The organism is Acinetobacter sp. 8I-beige (assembly GCF_902505955.1).
GTDB lineage: Bacteria > Pseudomonadota > Gammaproteobacteria > Pseudomonadales > Moraxellaceae > Acinetobacter > Acinetobacter johnsonii.
The window spans coordinates 892,901-907,074 of record NZ_LR732792.1; the positions used below are offsets into that span (position 1 = coordinate 892,901).

The window sequence follows — 14,174 nt, forward strand, 5'->3', positions numbered from 1 at the left end:
GAAAGCATAATTTTTATTATTACGTTTTAAAACTCCAAACTCATGGAAATATCGCCTTGTTTGGGATCGTAAGTAAACTCGACTAAATTCCATTTGTGATTTTCTTTATTCAAAATAACTTTAGTAAGATGTTCTACATAGAAATTACTATGCTCTAATTTATATTTTTTCATGAATCTATTCAAAATCTTAGAGTTAAGAAAGTCTTTTTCAAAAAACTCTGTGGTTTGAAACAATATATAAATCATATTTTCTGTTTTCAGAAATACTTTCAAATCAACCATATCACTTAAATAAATTAGTTGATTATAAAAGTAGTGTTGTTTGCCATTTATTGATTCTTTTTTGAAAAAATTTAAAGCATGAATATTAGCCAAATCAATAGTTAAGTTATCAATTTTTAAATTTTTTTCATCCAATATAATTTGTAAATTCAATTTATTTTCCATATTTAATTATTTTACCTGTTGAAGTTAGATTTTTTATCTGAGTTTTCAATAAAATATTGAGTTCCTCCTCGACAGCTATAAAAAATTTCGACCTTTTTATGAGTTAATATTTCCTCTAAATCTTCTATCGATTTTGCGCTGTGATATCCATTACCATTAACCTTTCAATGAGTAAGCGGGGGAGATTGTTACGATAATGCCCCAATTGAAAGCTTCTGGGGAATACTTAAAAATGAGTTGATTCATCATTGTAACTATAAATCAAGAGAAGAAGCGAAAGCGGATATTATAAAATACATAGAGCTATTTTATAATCAGCAAAGAATCCAAAAAGGGTTAGATTTTAAAACACCGAATCAAATGGCAGAGGACTTTTACAAGTTAGCTGTATAGAATCTCCCAAGTGGAAGTCTCCTGTAATTTCAGCACACATCAGTAAACAGATGGTCTAAAGATAAGGTTGCTGTGCTTTGAGATTTCCCAGTTGAATCTGAGCCTGTATCATCAACACCTAAATGAATCCGGTAGGGTTTTGTTTGTTGCCTTCCCAGTTCTAAATCACTATAGCCAGGTTGATTACGTTGCTCTGAGGGTTTTATTTTAAAGTCTGCCTCAACAGTCGGCACACGTTTAAAGTTTTCTAAGCCTTGTTCAATATCCTGAATATTTAAAATATCCCCAGAGCAAACAGGCAAGGCATTAAATTTATGAGCACGCTTTGACGTCTCTTGAACAAATTGAATTTGATCTACCTTCCCAGCAATCACTTGTAGTTTAATCTCACCCGAGGCAATATTTTGTTGAGGGAGCAGCATTCGGGTAGTGACATAACCATGACTAATAATACTGTTTTGAATCAAATCTAAAGCTTGGTTTAAATCTTGTACGCCAATACATCGGCCAATGAGATTATGTTCAACTTGCGTGACGGGGCGCATAGTAAAAGTAAATTGACGCGCATCCTCCCCCATCAACACAAATTTTTTAATTTCAAACATACATCTTCACTGTTTGATTTTAGATATTGCAGTTATGTTTGGGTTTGAAGTTGTTTTTCTAATCCCGTTTGCACTACAGCTTCGGGCTGTAATTGCTTTTGTAATGCTTCATCACGTTGTTGCTGGCGCTGAACGGCATCTATTTATAAGTCTGGACGTAATTGTGGGTCAGCTGCATAAGCCGAACAACTTAATAAGCTTAACATAATGAATATTTGGTTTTTTTATTTTTTTAAATACATATTGAACATAGTGTAAGATAGTTTTATTGAATTACTACCAATNTAATCTCTTAATGATCTTCTTACTGATTCGTCATCAGCAAGCTAGGTCGGCTATACTACTCTCTTTCAAGAAGAAGTCAACTGGTTTTGTTAATTATTTTTAAACTTATTCAAGACTTTCAGATTCTACCGCTTGGGCTAAATCCTTGTTTCTCAACAAGTTTTAATCAACATCACCGCCGATGGATGTGCATTCTACAGCATTTCTAATCCCTTGCAACACCTTTTTCTATTATTTTATTTCAAGCGCATATTTTTTGGTCAAAAATGTGATTTTTGTCGATTATTAAAGCAATTTTAACCATCACTGTTTATTTTTCGTTAAAATAAGCTCACTTTCGCTGCCAAGCAAAATGAATAATGACAGCTTTTAAATACAAAATTTATTTAACTCTCTTGTCCTGCTTAATGATTTCCCAGGTGCAGGCACAACCACAACTAAATCTCCCCGCAACCACATTGACGATTTTGAGCTATGTACGTTGGAATACTCCCAATCCCATTTCTTTATGCATTTTAAATAACAACCAATTATCCAATCAGTTCATTCAAGCGAATCAGCAACTCAAAAGTGCATATCAAATTCAAGCGGTCAGTTTGTCTGAATTGAATAAGGTTATGTGCAATGCTGTTTTTTTCTCAACCTACACACCACGTGAAGAGCAAAATATTATAAATAACCTAAAAGATGCTCCTCTAACATTCAGCTCTAACAATACTGAATGTGAATTAGGCAGCGCATTTTGTTTATATCAAAACAAAACACGAACTTCCTTTAAGGTAAACTTTACCAGCCTGTCCCAGTCACAAGCGCGTGTTGACCCACGCGTTTTATTATTAGCAAAATCTACGGAGCCTTAAGTCAATGTTTCGTAAAAGCTCTAATACTTCCCTACAAAAAATTTTTAGTCAGTCTCAATTGCTGATTTTTGCTCTTACTCTTGGAATTTGTAGTTTTATTTTCGTGGTGATTTCCATCTACACCATGAATACCTATGCCAAACAAAGCCTTAATATTTTTAGCGCAACCTTAAGTGAGCAAATTCAACCTGCTGTCATTTTCAATGATCGTATTACGCTACAGCAAACACTGAACAATCATATTCAGCAATATCCAATTCGTGCTATTCAAGTCATCAACCTGCAAGGGAAACCACTGGCCGAAGCATACAAACCGACACCTGAATTTGCATGGATGGAAAATCTGTTTGATAAGGTCTTCTTTAAACACCCTGTGACACGCACCATCAAACATCAAAACAACCAGTACGGGACATTGATTATTTACGGTAGTGCCACTCAACTCATGAGCTTTTTCTTTCAGCTCTTGATTTGTCTCTCCGCTGGGATTTTTGTCATCCTGTTGATTATGTTGTGGTTGGTACATTCAACATATCAAAAACTAATGCACTCAATTCAACCCATGGTCAATACCGTTGAAAGCCTTAATCTTGATACTCAATATCAAGCACGTCTTCCATCATCGCCTATTTATGAATTTCGCGTCATCAGTGGTGCATTTAATAATTTATTAGATAAGGTGCAGCGCACCAATGAAAAACTACAAAGCGAAAACTCTCAGTTATCACATCAAGCATTGCATGATCAGTTAACCGAACTCCCGAATCGTCATTATTTTTACAATATTTTGTTCAATCAATTTGAGCACCCAGAGAAAAACCAGACAGCTCTTTTTTTTATCGATAACAATAACTTTAAAAACATTAATGATGTGTATGGGCACTTAGCAGGTGATGCAGTGCTCAAAGAAATGGCTCAACGCTTAAAAAAGAATGTCAGAAGCCACGATGTGGTAGCGCGCTTAGGTGGTGATGAGTTTGCAATTCTGCTCCGTAATATCAAACACTATGATCACCTAGAACTGATTTGTGAGCATTTAATCGAATGCAGTAAAGCACCGTTATCTTTTGATCAACATCAGATTCATTTTAGTTTCAGTATTGGCGTTGCTTTCTCAAAATGTGCAACAACACCTGAAGATTTGATTGCTGAAGCAGACAATGCCATGTATAAAGCCAAAAACTTAGCTCAAGGGTGGTATATCACACCTTGCCTAAATCCTGATCAGGAACCCTCATGTTAAAACATCTTTGTAAATTTATGCTTATCGCAGGTCTTATCACTGCTTTATCTGGCTGTCTCAGTTTAGGGCACCTCAACTATAAACAAGCGCGAATGCTGAAGAAACAAGGCTTTACCTTGACCGAAGAAGGCTGGACGCTGAGACTGCCTGAAAAATTATTGTTCGGCTTTGACCAATCAGATATTCAAGCCTCTCAAAAACCCGCACTCGAAGCACTTTCCAAACAATTGCAGCAGTATAATTTGAATAAAATTAAAGTGGTTGGACATACAGATAATATTGGTGACCCAAGCTATAATCAAACACTCTCGCAGAAACGTGCATCAACAGTTAGCCAGATTTTTATCGAAACTGGGTTTAAAACTCAAAATATTCAGAGCATGGGTCGCGGTGCGTCACAACCTCTGGTAGAAAATAGGAGCGAGGAAAATCGAGCGCTAAATCGTCGCGTGAATATTATTATTATTCCTTAAACGTCTCTGTTTTATGTTTTATCTTTAGCCTTCGTTACGAAGGCTTTTTATGTACTTTGCTAAATTTCAGGCATAAAAAAACCGCTTAACGCGGTATCTTTATCTCGACCATTTCAATAAATGGTCGGAGCAGTAGGATTCGAACCTACGACCCCCTGGTCCCAAACCAGGTGCACTACCAGGCTGTGCTATGCTCCGATTTCAACTTTTTAAAGTTGGGGTGAATGACGGGATTCGAACCCGCGACAACTGGAATCACAATCCAGGGCTCTACCAACTGAGCTACATCCACCATAACGTGTCGGTTCTTAATACCAAGCTACCCAATGGCGCGCCTGACAGGATTCGAACCTGTGACCATCCGCTTAGAAGGCGGATGCTCTATCCAACTGAGCTACAGGCGCATGACCAATAATACGAGGTATTATGGATAACCTTGCCTTGAAGAATTGGTCGGAGCAGTAGGATTCGAACCTACGACCCCCTGGTCCCAAACCAGGTGCACTACCAGGCTGTGCTATGCTCCGATTCATCTCAGCTTTTGTATCGAACATCTCGTTCGGTACGGTGTGCATTCTAGGCGTGACGCTTGATAACGTCAACACCTATATTTAAAAAAAATAAAAAAATCACGTCAAATGTATATTAATCAAGCGTTTCAGGCATTTTTTATACAAATTTTAACGTTTTAGCGATGCACTGAAATCCAACATGCGATCTAAAGGTAATTTCGCACGCTCAGCAAGTGCTGGGTCTACAAATATTTCCTGATCGCCACGCTGCAATACCTCTAAAATCCCATCCAGCTCATTCATTGCCATCCATGGACAATGTGCACAAGAACGACAGGTTGCACCCTCTCCGGCTGTTGGTGCTTCAACCAAAATTTTGTTGGGCACCGCTTGTTGCATTTTGTAGAAAATACCCCGATCAGTTGCCACAATCAGTCGTTCATTGGGTAAGGTTTGCGCAGCTTTAATCAGCTGTGAAGTACTTCCAACAGCATCAGCAACATCCACCACTGACTCAGGTGACTCAGGATGTACCAGCACCGCAGCATCAGGATAAAGCGCCTTCATTTGCGCAATGCCACGTGCACGGAATTCTTCATGCACAATACAAGCACCATCCCAAAGCAACATGTCTGCGCCTGTTTTCTTTTGGATATAACGGCCTAAATGCTGATCAGGTGCCCAAATAATCTTTTCACCTAAACTGTCTAGATGCTCAATAATTTCAACCGCACAACTTGAAGTCACCACCCAATCGGCACGGGCTTTAACGGCTGCTGAAGTGTTGGCATAGACCACTACTGTATGGTCTGGATGGGCATCACAAAACTGACTAAATTCTTCAACAGGGCAACCCAAATCTAAAGAACATGTAGCTTCTAAAGTGGGCATCAGAATGGTTTTATTCGGTGATAAAATTTTTGAGGTTTCCCCCATAAATTTAACGCCCGCCACCACCAAGGTCGATGCCGGATGATCACGACCAAAACGGGCCATTTCCAATGAATCGGATACACATCCGCCACTTAACTCGGCCAATTCCTGCACTTCAGGATCGCAATAGTAGTGCGCCACCAATACCGCATCGCGCTTTTTCAACTCGTCCAAGATTAAAGCAAATTTTTCTTGCTTCAGTTCTTCACTGAGCTTTGAGTCTTTGGTTTCACCCAAACGGTCCAAATGAGCCTGCACAATTGATTTTGCGTCATTGGCAATTAAATTGGTCGCATTGTTCATCATTCATTCATCCCTTCATGCTTGTCGGCAAGCAAGTCCCGCACTTAATTTATTGGCCAAATGGCTTCTCGGCTTTTGACCAATCATTCAAAAGTTCTTATGGTAAAAAAGCCTCCAAAGGAGGCTTTTTTTAAACTCGTTAAGATTAAGAGCGATAATCCGCATTAATCTTTACATAGTCATAAGATAAGTCACAGGTATACACTGTGTCTTTCGCTGCCCCGCGTCCTAGATCTACACGAATGGTCATTTCAGCTTGTGACATTACACGAGCACCTTCCGCTTCCGTGTAATCGGCAGCCGCGCCACCATCCTTACAGATTTGCACATCATCTAACCAAACTTGGATTTTTTCAACATCTAAATTTTTAACCTCAGCATAACCAATCGCAGCCAAGATACGTCCCCAGTTCGGATCTGACGCAAAAATCGCGGTTTTAACCAAAGGTGAATGCGCAATACTATAAGCAATATCACAGCATTCTTGCGTGTCATACCCACCTTCAACAGCAACCGTAATAAACTTGGTTGCTCCTTCACCATCACGCACAATTAGTTGTGCAAGACGTTTCATCATACGCGTGAGTACATCTAGCACTACGGTATAGCGTGCATCTTGGGCTGAGCTAATTTCAACACCACCCGCTTGACCCGTAGCCGCAAAGATACAGGAGTCATTGGTTGAAGTATCACCGTCAATGGTAATTCGGTTGAACGAAACATTAACCGTTTCGCTCAACAGTTGCTGAACCAACTCGCGACTGATAGGTGCATCGGTTGCAACATAGCCCAACATCGTTGCCATGTTGGGACGAATCATGCCTGCACCCTTAGAAATACCCGTCATGGTATACGTGACGCCATCCAATTCGAATTGCTCAGATGCGCCTTTCGGTGTGGTGTCAGTCGTCATAATCCCAGTAGCAGCATCACCCCAAGCATCAGCACGCAAACTATTTAATGCAGGCTGTAATCCATTTAACAAACGCTCCAACGGCAATTGTTCACCAATCACCCCTGTTGAAAACGGTAACACTTCCGTTGCTTGCACACCGGCAAGCTCAGCCAACTGTGCACAAGTACGCTCAGCATTCAGCATACCCGTTTTGCCTGTACCTGCATTGGCATTGCCAGTATTAATAATGAGGTAGCGCGGATTCGCCACTTGTAAGTGCGCTTTTGACACATGCACGGGCGCTGCACAGAATGCATTTTGAGTGAAAACACCCGCAACATTCGTTCCTTCAGCAAATTCGAAAATGACAAGATCACGTCGGTTCTGATAGCGCACATAAGCTTCAGCCGTTCCGATTCTTACCCCTTTCACCACGTGCATTTGTGGCATTGATACGTCACCTACTGGCATTTTAAACGTCCAATTCATTTGTTAGAAAAAACACAGCTTATTAGAATTTTCAGAAAAAATCGAGCAGAAGACTTTGTTTGCTTTAACTTTTCAATGCACACTCATTTTTGACATAAAAAAACCAATCCGAAGATTGGTTTTATGCAGTAGCATTTGATTAATTTGAAGCAAGCTGTGCTGAGCTAGACAAAAGCGCTTGTTTAGCATTTTCTTGACTTACAGGAGAAAGCGCTGGGTTTGAAGCCACAATACGGTTCACCGTTGCTGCATTTACAGGAGCAATAGCAGCCGTTTGCAGAACCACTGGACGTTGATTTGGATTAGCAAAGGTATAACGAATACCTGTACGCGGACTTTGTACTGTAATATTGCCATTGGCTTGTGCCGCAGGTGCTGTGGTTGCACCGCGCGCTTGTTGAACTTTAGCTGCGGTAGTGGTATCTGCAAATGCAAAAGTTGGAAGCGCTAAAGCTACAATCATGATTGGTTTTAATACTTTTTTCATTGTCTTTCCACTTTAGAGGTTTAGATGATGAGCAACTAAATAGCATTTAATGCCTAACACTGCAAATGCTATTCACATTATGCAACGCTTTAGCTGTAATCAGAATCGTATTTGGATTGATCTTAACGTCAATTTTTTAGTCATATCAATAAAAAGCAGAACCGAAGTTCTGCTTTTTCACTCGTTCACAGTTTATATTTTACCGTGACACTGTTTGTATTTTAAGCCTGAACCACATGGGCAAGGCGCGTTACGACTCGCAGGTGCCGCAAACTCTTCTACAGGCTCGTACTGTGCATCTACTTCTGCGAATTGGCTTTGATCATCGGCCAACAAACCATCAAAGTCTGCATGCGACAAGTTCAATTGCATCGCTTCAGCTTGAGCTTGCTTTTGAGCTTCCATTTCAGCCAGCTCTTCAGCCGTTGGCACATGTACGCGAGATAAATCAGTCACAACATCCGATTTAATAATCGCCAACATATTTACAAATAAGTTATATGCTTCTTTTTTGTATTCTTGCTCAGGATTTTTCTGTGCATAACCACGCAAGTGAATGCCTTGGCGTAAATAATCCATCGCAGCCAAGTGATCTTTCCAGTGACGATCCAGCGAGTTCAACATGAAGTGACGCTCCAGCATAACTGCTGTTTCATCACCCATTTGCTCACGGCGGGTACGGTAGCGCTGTACAACTTCATCAGTAATACGCTCAACTAAAGATTCTTCATCTAAACGACGGTCATCTTCCAACCATTGGTTGATTGGCAAATCAATTGCAAGGTCTTCACGTAACGCTTTTTCAAGCCCATCAATATCCCATTGATCATGAATTGACTCAGGTGGAATATAGTTAGAAATCACGCCTTGCATCACATCACGTTGCATCTCTTCGATATAATCTTGCAATGTGCTTTCAGCCAAAACTTCATCACGTTGTGAGTAAATAATTTTACGCTGTTCGTTGTTGACGTCATCGTATTTCAATAAGTTCTTACGAATATCGAAGTTACGTGCTTCAACTTTACGCTGCGCATTTTCAATCGAACGTGACACCATTTTATGCTCAATGGCTTCATCTTCTTGTAAGCCCATCGCACGCATCATGCCCACAACACGATCACCCGCAAAGATACGCATTAAGTCATCTTCAAGTGACAAGTAGAAACGTGACACACCAGGGTCACCCTGACGACCTGCACGACCACGAAGCTGGTTATCAATACGACGTGATTCGTGACGCTCAGAACCAATGATGTGTAAGCCACCAGAACTCAATACCATTTCATGGCTTTGTTCCCATTCAGCTTTTAAGCGCGCTTCATCTTCAGGGGTTGGGTTTTCAATTTTTGCCAGTAAAGCTTTCCAGTTACCACCGAGCAGAATGTCTGTACCACGACCTGCCATGTTGGTTGCAATAGTTACTGCACGCGGTGCACCCGCTTGCGCAATAATATCCGCTTCACGTTCGTGTTGTTTCGCATTTAACACTTCGTGCTGAATACCAGCATCACGTAATTTATCAGAAAGAATCTCAGAGGCTTCAATAGTTGCTGTACCAATCAAAATTGGTGCGACACCAGACTCATGCACACGTTGAATTTCTTGAATAATTGCGTTGTATTTACCATTACGATTTAAATAGATTAAATCGTTTTGGTCGAGACGAATCATTGGACGGTGCGTCGGAATGATGACCACGTCTAGACCATAAATTTCTTTCATTTCCGCAGCTTCAGTATCGGCAGTACCGGTCATACCCGAAAGCTTTTTGTATAGACGGAAATAGTTCTGGAAGGTCGTAGTTGCAAGCGTTTGGTTTTCAGGCTGGATTTCTAAGCCTTCTTTTGCCTCAACTGCTTGGTGTAAACCTTCAGACCAGCGACGACCTGGCATGGTACGCCCTGTGTTTTCATCGACAATAATCACTTCACCATCATTGATGATGTAATGCACATTACGTTGATACAAGTAATGCGCACGAATGGCAGCAGTAACATGATGAACTAGGTTTAGGTTGGTCGATGAATACAGGCTTTCACCTTCAGCCAACAAGCCCATTTCAATCAGTTCATTTTCAACCGTTTCGAAACCAATTTCTGTCATTTCAACAGAACGTTGTTTTTCATCAATCCAGAAATGACCGCCATCTGCGACTTTTTCTTCTTTCTGCGCATGTAGTTTGGGTGGAATGCTGTTGATTGCAGCATACAACTGTGAAGAATCATCACTTTGACCTGAAATAATCAAAGGCGTACGTGCTTCATCAATTAAGATCGAATCGACTTCATCGATGATGGCATAGATCAAACCACGTTGTTTTTTCTCAGCAAGCGAGAACACCATGTTGTCACGTAGATAGTCAAAGCCAAATTCGTTGTTAGTACCGTAGGTAATATCGGCACGATAGGCTTCAGCTTTCTCTGTTGGATCTTGCATGGAATAGATAATCCCGATGCTTAAACCCAAGAATTCAAAGAGCGGACGGTTTAACTCAGCATCACGCTGTGCCAAGTAGTCATTCACGGTAATGACATGAACACCTTGAGCACTAATCGCGTTTAAATAACATGCCAAGGTACCCATCAGGGTTTTACCTTCACCTGTACGCATCTCCGCAATTTTACCTTCGTGTAAGGTAATACCACCGATCAACTGTACATCATAATGACGCATGCCCATTACACGCTTAGCTGCTTCACGGCAGACGGCAAATGCTTCTGGGAGTAATTTATCGAGGCTTTCGCCCTTGTTATATCGTTGTTTAAATTCTTCAGTTTTTGCAGATAAGTCTGCATCGCCAAGAGCGGATATCGTCGGCTCGAGCGCATTAATCTTGTCTACGATTTTACGCATGCGTTTGAGTTCGCGCTCATTTTTGGTACCGAAGATTCCTCCGATCAGACTTGCCAACATGAATAGACTCTCTAAATCTTGCTTGTCAAATGAATATGTTTTCTTAGTCGTTATTATGGTGCTAGAAATTTGAAGTACAAGGGCTTTACACAAAACCATTTAAAAAATCTATTCATTGTTTCTAGCCCATCGAATCTAAGGCAAACTAATGTAACAAATTTTAAACAGCCGACATAGATATTTCATCCGAACTCATCAGGATTCAACGGTCCTTTTTAAAGTAGCGACTTTAATTGTTTGCAGTTATTTAAGGTTTTGCTTTCAAGCGCTTGATTTTGCCGCAGCGAAGCTTTCACCCCGTTGTTGGGTTGATTTGGATTCATGCTCTGTAGAAAACCCAAGAGTTGTTCATCATTGACCCGCATCGCGGTGAGAATCGGAACGAGCTGTACGCAGGTAATATTATAGACATTACTCGCATTCGTATTCTGACCTTGAGCCAACTCACGCTCGAGAGCCTGTGAAAGGGTCGCTTTACGCTGTTTGAGGCTTTTTTGAGATGCTAGATATTGATCTGTGATTTGTTGTGGTGTTTGATGGGAGGTACTCACTTGGGCTTATTTCAATTGCCCACCATTCTGCGCATGGGTTGAAGCGACCCCACACAAGAACGTCAGGGCGATACCTATTTTTCTCATTGTTCGAATGCTCAAGTTTTTTATACTTTGTGGAATTGCTTTAAAAAACAAATATAAATCAATCATAAAAATAATTATAGCTCATAATAAACCGATCGTATGCACGATCAATTCTATAGAGCGACCCACTTCAGAAGCAGAAATAATCTCGTTACCAAATATGCAAATAAGCGGTCTCTAGAGCAACCATGAAGGTCATCTTTGACATGCCCAAATACAGAACACCTATCCGACCAATTATGAATATTTTGTATAAACAAATAATAAAACACTATTTTTCATGCAAAAGAAATTGCGCCATAGTGATGTTCATTCCATAGACATAAAGATAATTTGAGGTTCAACATGAGTTTACGTTTAGGCGACATCGCACCCAATTTCCAACAAGCATCAAGTGCAGGCGAAATCGATTTTTATCAATTTTTAGGCGATAGCTGGGGAGTACTATTTTCACATCCTGCTGACTACACGCCAGTATGTACCACCGAGCTTGGCTTTACCGCAAAACTCAAAGATGAATTTGAAAAACGTGGGGTAAAAGCGATTGCTCTCTCAGTCGATGATGTCGAGTCACATCAGGGGTGGATCAAAGACATCAATGCAACCCAAAATACTACGGTGAACTTCCCGATCATTGCCGACCAAGACCGTAAAGTGTCTGAGCTATATGGTTTTATCCATCCAAATGCCAGTGAAACATTGACTGTCCGATCTTTAGTGATTATCGACCCAAACAAAAAAGTCCGTTTGATTATCACTTATCCTGCATCAACTGGTCGTAATTTCCATGAAATCTTACGCGTGATTGACTCACTGCAGCTGACAGATCATCACAAAGTTGCAACTCCTGCGAACTGGCAACAAGGTGAAGATGTGGTGATTGTGCCATCACTCAAAGATGAAGCTGAAATCGCACAGCGCTTTCCGAAAGGCTATAAGGCTGTCACCCCGTATTTGCGCCTGACTCCACAGCCTGAGCAAGGATAAAATACTCTGCCCTTGTAGCAGACAAGCGAAGCCCGAAGTTTTGACCGAACAGCCCCATTGAAAACAAAAATGGGGCACTGAACTCCAAGCAATCCAAAGAGGAACCTAAACAATAAAAATACGTTCTGAGTCACCTTGTATGATCGTTTCAAACTCCAATGACGAGCCGAGTTTGATCTTTTGAAAGCCTGTCAATCGACAGGCTTTTTTCCGCCTAAAGTAGGTACACATGACTCTTTAACAAAATCAAACTGTTAAAACTCAAATCTTCCGCTATAACAGTCAAAACAATACGATAAAAACGACTTTATGATTTATAACATTCACCATTTACATTGCGGCACCATGTGTCCAGTGTGTGCCCCACTCTTTGGTCAAAAAGGTTTTCAAGCTAAGGTAGTGTGCCATTGTCTTTTGGTTGAAACAGATCAAGGGCTGGTGCTGATTGATACGGGCTTAGGCATACAAGACTATCTACACATCAAGCAGCGTTTGGGGCAGCTGGTGGCTCGGATTGGAAAAATTGAACAGAATTTAGAATTAACCGCAATTGCACAAATCCAAAAACTTGGGTTTAGCCCAAAAGATGTCAAACACATTTTGGTTTCACATCTGGATTTTGACCATGCGGGTGGTATTTCCGACTTTCCCAATGCAACGGTACATATCCTGTCTAACGAATATAATGCTGCACAAAACCTGAAGTCATTTAAAAATAAAGCCCGTTATAAAACACAACAATTTCAGCAGCATCGCCATTGGCACTTTATTGAGCCGATCCACGATGACGCATGGTTTAATTTGACTCAAGTGCAAGGGTTTGACTTATTTCATGATGAGATTCTTTTGATTCCGCTGTTTGGGCATACTGAAGGTCACTGTGGCATTGCCATTAAAACCCAACAAGGTTGGAAACTCTTCTGCGGGGATGCCTACTACTCCCACCTAGAGCTTAACCCTCAAAATAAACTTCGCAGCTTAAATGCTTTGGAAGTATTTTTTGCCGAAGATAATTCACAGCGCTTAAGCAACCTGCATAAGATTCAACACTTGGCACAGTCTGAACCAAGTATCGAAATCTTTTGTGCGCATGACCCTGTTGAACTCTCATACCATCAGAGCCTGATCCTATGACCAAATATCTAGTTATTCTTTCTCTGTGTATCAGTATTTCTGGCTGTATGACTACGCCTGCGCTGCTAGATACAGAGCGTCCACAACACTGGGGGCAGTCGATCCAACCTGCACATAACTTCTATCAAATCAGTGAAACCGTTTTTCGTAGTGAGCAACCCGATCAAGATTTAATTCAGAGTTTAAAAGCACAGAAAATTGATGTGATTATTAACTTACGCTCGCGCAATCAAGACCTGAAAAAACTGTCCAACCAAGGGTTTAAACTGGTGCATATCCCAATTCATACATGGGCGATTGACCGAGACGATTTATTAAAGGTCATGCAGCAAATTCAACATGCAGAGCAAAACCAGCAAAAAGTTTTACTGCATTGCTACCATGGTTCAGACCGTACAGGTGCCAGTGTGGCCATGTATCGCATTATTTTTCAAAACTGGTCTACCACTGATGCCTTGGCTGAGATGAAACATGGCGGTTATGGTTTTCATCCGATTTGGCAAAATATTGAGCCTTTATTTAGCCCCGAAAATATAAAATGGATTCAACAGCAACTGTTGAATCCATTTTAG

The 14,174-nt window shown here is 40.7% G+C and carries 12 protein-coding genes, 4 tRNA genes and 2 pseudogenes; 7 read left to right on the forward strand and 11 right to left on the reverse strand.

Annotated elements, in window-relative coordinates; all coding sequences use genetic code 11:
- Nucleotides 1-26: 26 nt before the first annotated feature.
- Nucleotides 27-437: a hypothetical protein gene (locus GVX98_RS14620; protein WP_228716301.1), complete on the reverse strand. Its 411-nt coding sequence runs from the start codon at nt 435-437 to the stop codon at nt 27-29.
- A 192-nt stretch (nt 438-629) separates the two neighbouring features.
- On the opposite strand from GVX98_RS14620, the pseudogene GVX98_RS14625 reads away from it, so the two are divergent.
- Nucleotides 630-842 (forward strand): annotated as a pseudogene (locus tag GVX98_RS14625) (IS3 family transposase); the annotation flags it as partial.
- Between the two features lie 41 nt (nt 843-883).
- Here GVX98_RS14625 and GVX98_RS14630 read toward each other — a convergent pair.
- Nucleotides 884-1,653 (reverse strand): annotated as a pseudogene (locus tag GVX98_RS14630) (POTRA domain-containing protein); the annotation flags it as partial.
- 438 nt (nt 1,654-2,091) lie between these two features.
- Between GVX98_RS14630 and GVX98_RS14635 the strand changes: the two are divergent.
- Genes GVX98_RS14635 through GVX98_RS14645 form a run of 3 tightly spaced genes read left to right on the forward strand, consistent with a single transcriptional unit; the run spans nt 2,092 to nt 4,308 of the window.
- Complete coding sequence (locus tag GVX98_RS14635) at nt 2,092-2,592, forward strand: YfiR family protein (RefSeq protein ID WP_159128484.1); 501 nt, start codon at nt 2,092-2,094, stop codon at nt 2,590-2,592.
- Nucleotides 2,593-2,596: 4 nt separating this feature from the next.
- On the forward strand, nt 2,597-3,835 hold the full coding sequence (locus GVX98_RS14640) for a sensor domain-containing diguanylate cyclase (RefSeq protein WP_159128485.1): 1,239 nt from the start codon (nt 2,597-2,599) through the stop codon (nt 3,833-3,835).
- Nucleotides 3,829-4,308: an OmpA family protein gene (locus GVX98_RS14645; protein WP_159128486.1), complete on the forward strand. Its 480-nt coding sequence runs from the start codon at nt 3,829-3,831 to the stop codon at nt 4,306-4,308. Before GVX98_RS14640 ends, GVX98_RS14645 begins: the two co-directional genes overlap by 7 nt.
- 121 nt (nt 4,309-4,429) lie before the next feature.
- Here the strand turns inward: GVX98_RS14645 and GVX98_RS14650 are convergent.
- From GVX98_RS14650 to GVX98_RS14690, 9 genes are all read right to left on the reverse strand, one after another.
- Nucleotides 4,430-4,506: transfer RNA gene (locus tag GVX98_RS14650), tRNA-Pro, on the reverse strand.
- A gap of 18 nt (nt 4,507-4,524) precedes the next feature.
- A tRNA-His gene (locus GVX98_RS14655) sits at nt 4,525-4,600 on the reverse strand.
- 35 nt (nt 4,601-4,635) lie between these two features.
- A tRNA-Arg gene (locus GVX98_RS14660) sits at nt 4,636-4,712 on the reverse strand.
- 46 nt (nt 4,713-4,758) lie between these two features.
- Nucleotides 4,759-4,835 (reverse strand) — tRNA-Pro (locus tag GVX98_RS14665).
- Between the two features lie 153 nt (nt 4,836-4,988).
- The gene (gene nadA, locus GVX98_RS14670) at nt 4,989-6,056 is read right to left on the reverse strand and encodes a quinolinate synthase NadA (protein WP_151836119.1); all 1,068 of its coding nucleotides are present in this window, start codon (nt 6,054-6,056) and stop codon (nt 4,989-4,991) included.
- Between the two features lie 145 nt (nt 6,057-6,201).
- Complete coding sequence (argJ, locus tag GVX98_RS14675) at nt 6,202-7,422, reverse strand: bifunctional glutamate N-acetyltransferase/amino-acid acetyltransferase ArgJ (protein ID WP_159128487.1); 1,221 nt, start codon at nt 7,420-7,422, stop codon at nt 6,202-6,204.
- Nucleotides 7,423-7,579: 157 nt separating this feature from the next.
- Entirely contained in the window at nt 7,580-7,927 is a 348-nt protein-coding gene (locus GVX98_RS14680) for a hypothetical protein (RefSeq protein ID WP_004983653.1), read from the reverse strand.
- Nucleotides 7,928-8,119: 192 nt separating this feature from the next.
- Nucleotides 8,120-10,843, reverse strand: a complete 2,724-nt coding sequence (gene secA, locus GVX98_RS14685) for a preprotein translocase subunit SecA (RefSeq protein WP_159128488.1) — start codon at nt 10,841-10,843, stop codon at nt 8,120-8,122.
- 215 nt (nt 10,844-11,058) lie between these two features.
- Nucleotides 11,059-11,394 (reverse strand): hypothetical protein, encoded by a 336-nt coding sequence (locus GVX98_RS14690; protein ID WP_228716302.1) that lies wholly within the window; start codon nt 11,392-11,394, stop codon nt 11,059-11,061.
- A gap of 432 nt (nt 11,395-11,826) precedes the next feature.
- On the opposite strand from GVX98_RS14690, the gene GVX98_RS14695 reads away from it, so the two are divergent.
- From GVX98_RS14695 to GVX98_RS14705, 3 genes are all read left to right on the forward strand, one after another.
- On the forward strand, nt 11,827-12,468 hold the full coding sequence (locus tag GVX98_RS14695) for a peroxiredoxin (RefSeq protein ID WP_151836097.1): 642 nt from the start codon (nt 11,827-11,829) through the stop codon (nt 12,466-12,468).
- Between the two features lie 309 nt (nt 12,469-12,777).
- A complete protein-coding gene (locus GVX98_RS14700) occupies nt 12,778-13,602 on the forward strand; it encodes an MBL fold metallo-hydrolase (protein WP_159128489.1) in 825 nt (274 codons plus the stop codon).
- Nucleotides 13,599-14,174 (forward strand): dual specificity protein phosphatase family protein, encoded by a 576-nt coding sequence (locus GVX98_RS14705; protein WP_159128490.1) that lies wholly within the window; start codon nt 13,599-13,601, stop codon nt 14,172-14,174. Before GVX98_RS14700 ends, GVX98_RS14705 begins: the two co-directional genes overlap by 4 nt.

Coding starts and splice junctions, on each gene's coding strand:
- GVX98_RS14640 (WP_159128485.1), top strand. CDS start 2,597: ATGTTTCGTAAAAGCTCTAATACTTCCCTACAAAAAATTTTTAGTCAG.
- GVX98_RS14705 (WP_159128490.1), top strand. CDS start 13,599: ATGACCAAATATCTAGTTATTCTTTCTCTGTGTATCAGTATTTCTGGC.
- GVX98_RS14700 (WP_159128489.1), top strand. CDS start 12,778: ATGATTTATAACATTCACCATTTACATTGCGGCACCATGTGTCCAGTG.
- GVX98_RS14680 (WP_004983653.1), bottom strand. CDS start 7,927: ATGAAAAAAGTATTAAAACCAATCATGATTGTAGCTTTAGCGCTTCCA.
- GVX98_RS14645 (WP_159128486.1), top strand. CDS start 3,829: ATGTTAAAACATCTTTGTAAATTTATGCTTATCGCAGGTCTTATCACT.
- GVX98_RS14635 (WP_159128484.1), top strand. CDS start 2,092: ATGACAGCTTTTAAATACAAAATTTATTTAACTCTCTTGTCCTGCTTA.
- nadA (WP_151836119.1), bottom strand. CDS start 6,056: ATGAACAATGCGACCAATTTAATTGCCAATGACGCAAAATCAATTGTG.
- GVX98_RS14695 (WP_151836097.1), top strand. CDS start 11,827: ATGAGTTTACGTTTAGGCGACATCGCACCCAATTTCCAACAAGCATCA.
- secA (WP_159128488.1), bottom strand. CDS start 10,843: ATGTTGGCAAGTCTGATCGGAGGAATCTTCGGTACCAAAAATGAGCGC.
- argJ (WP_159128487.1), bottom strand. CDS start 7,422: ATGCCAGTAGGTGACGTATCAATGCCACAAATGCACGTGGTGAAAGGG.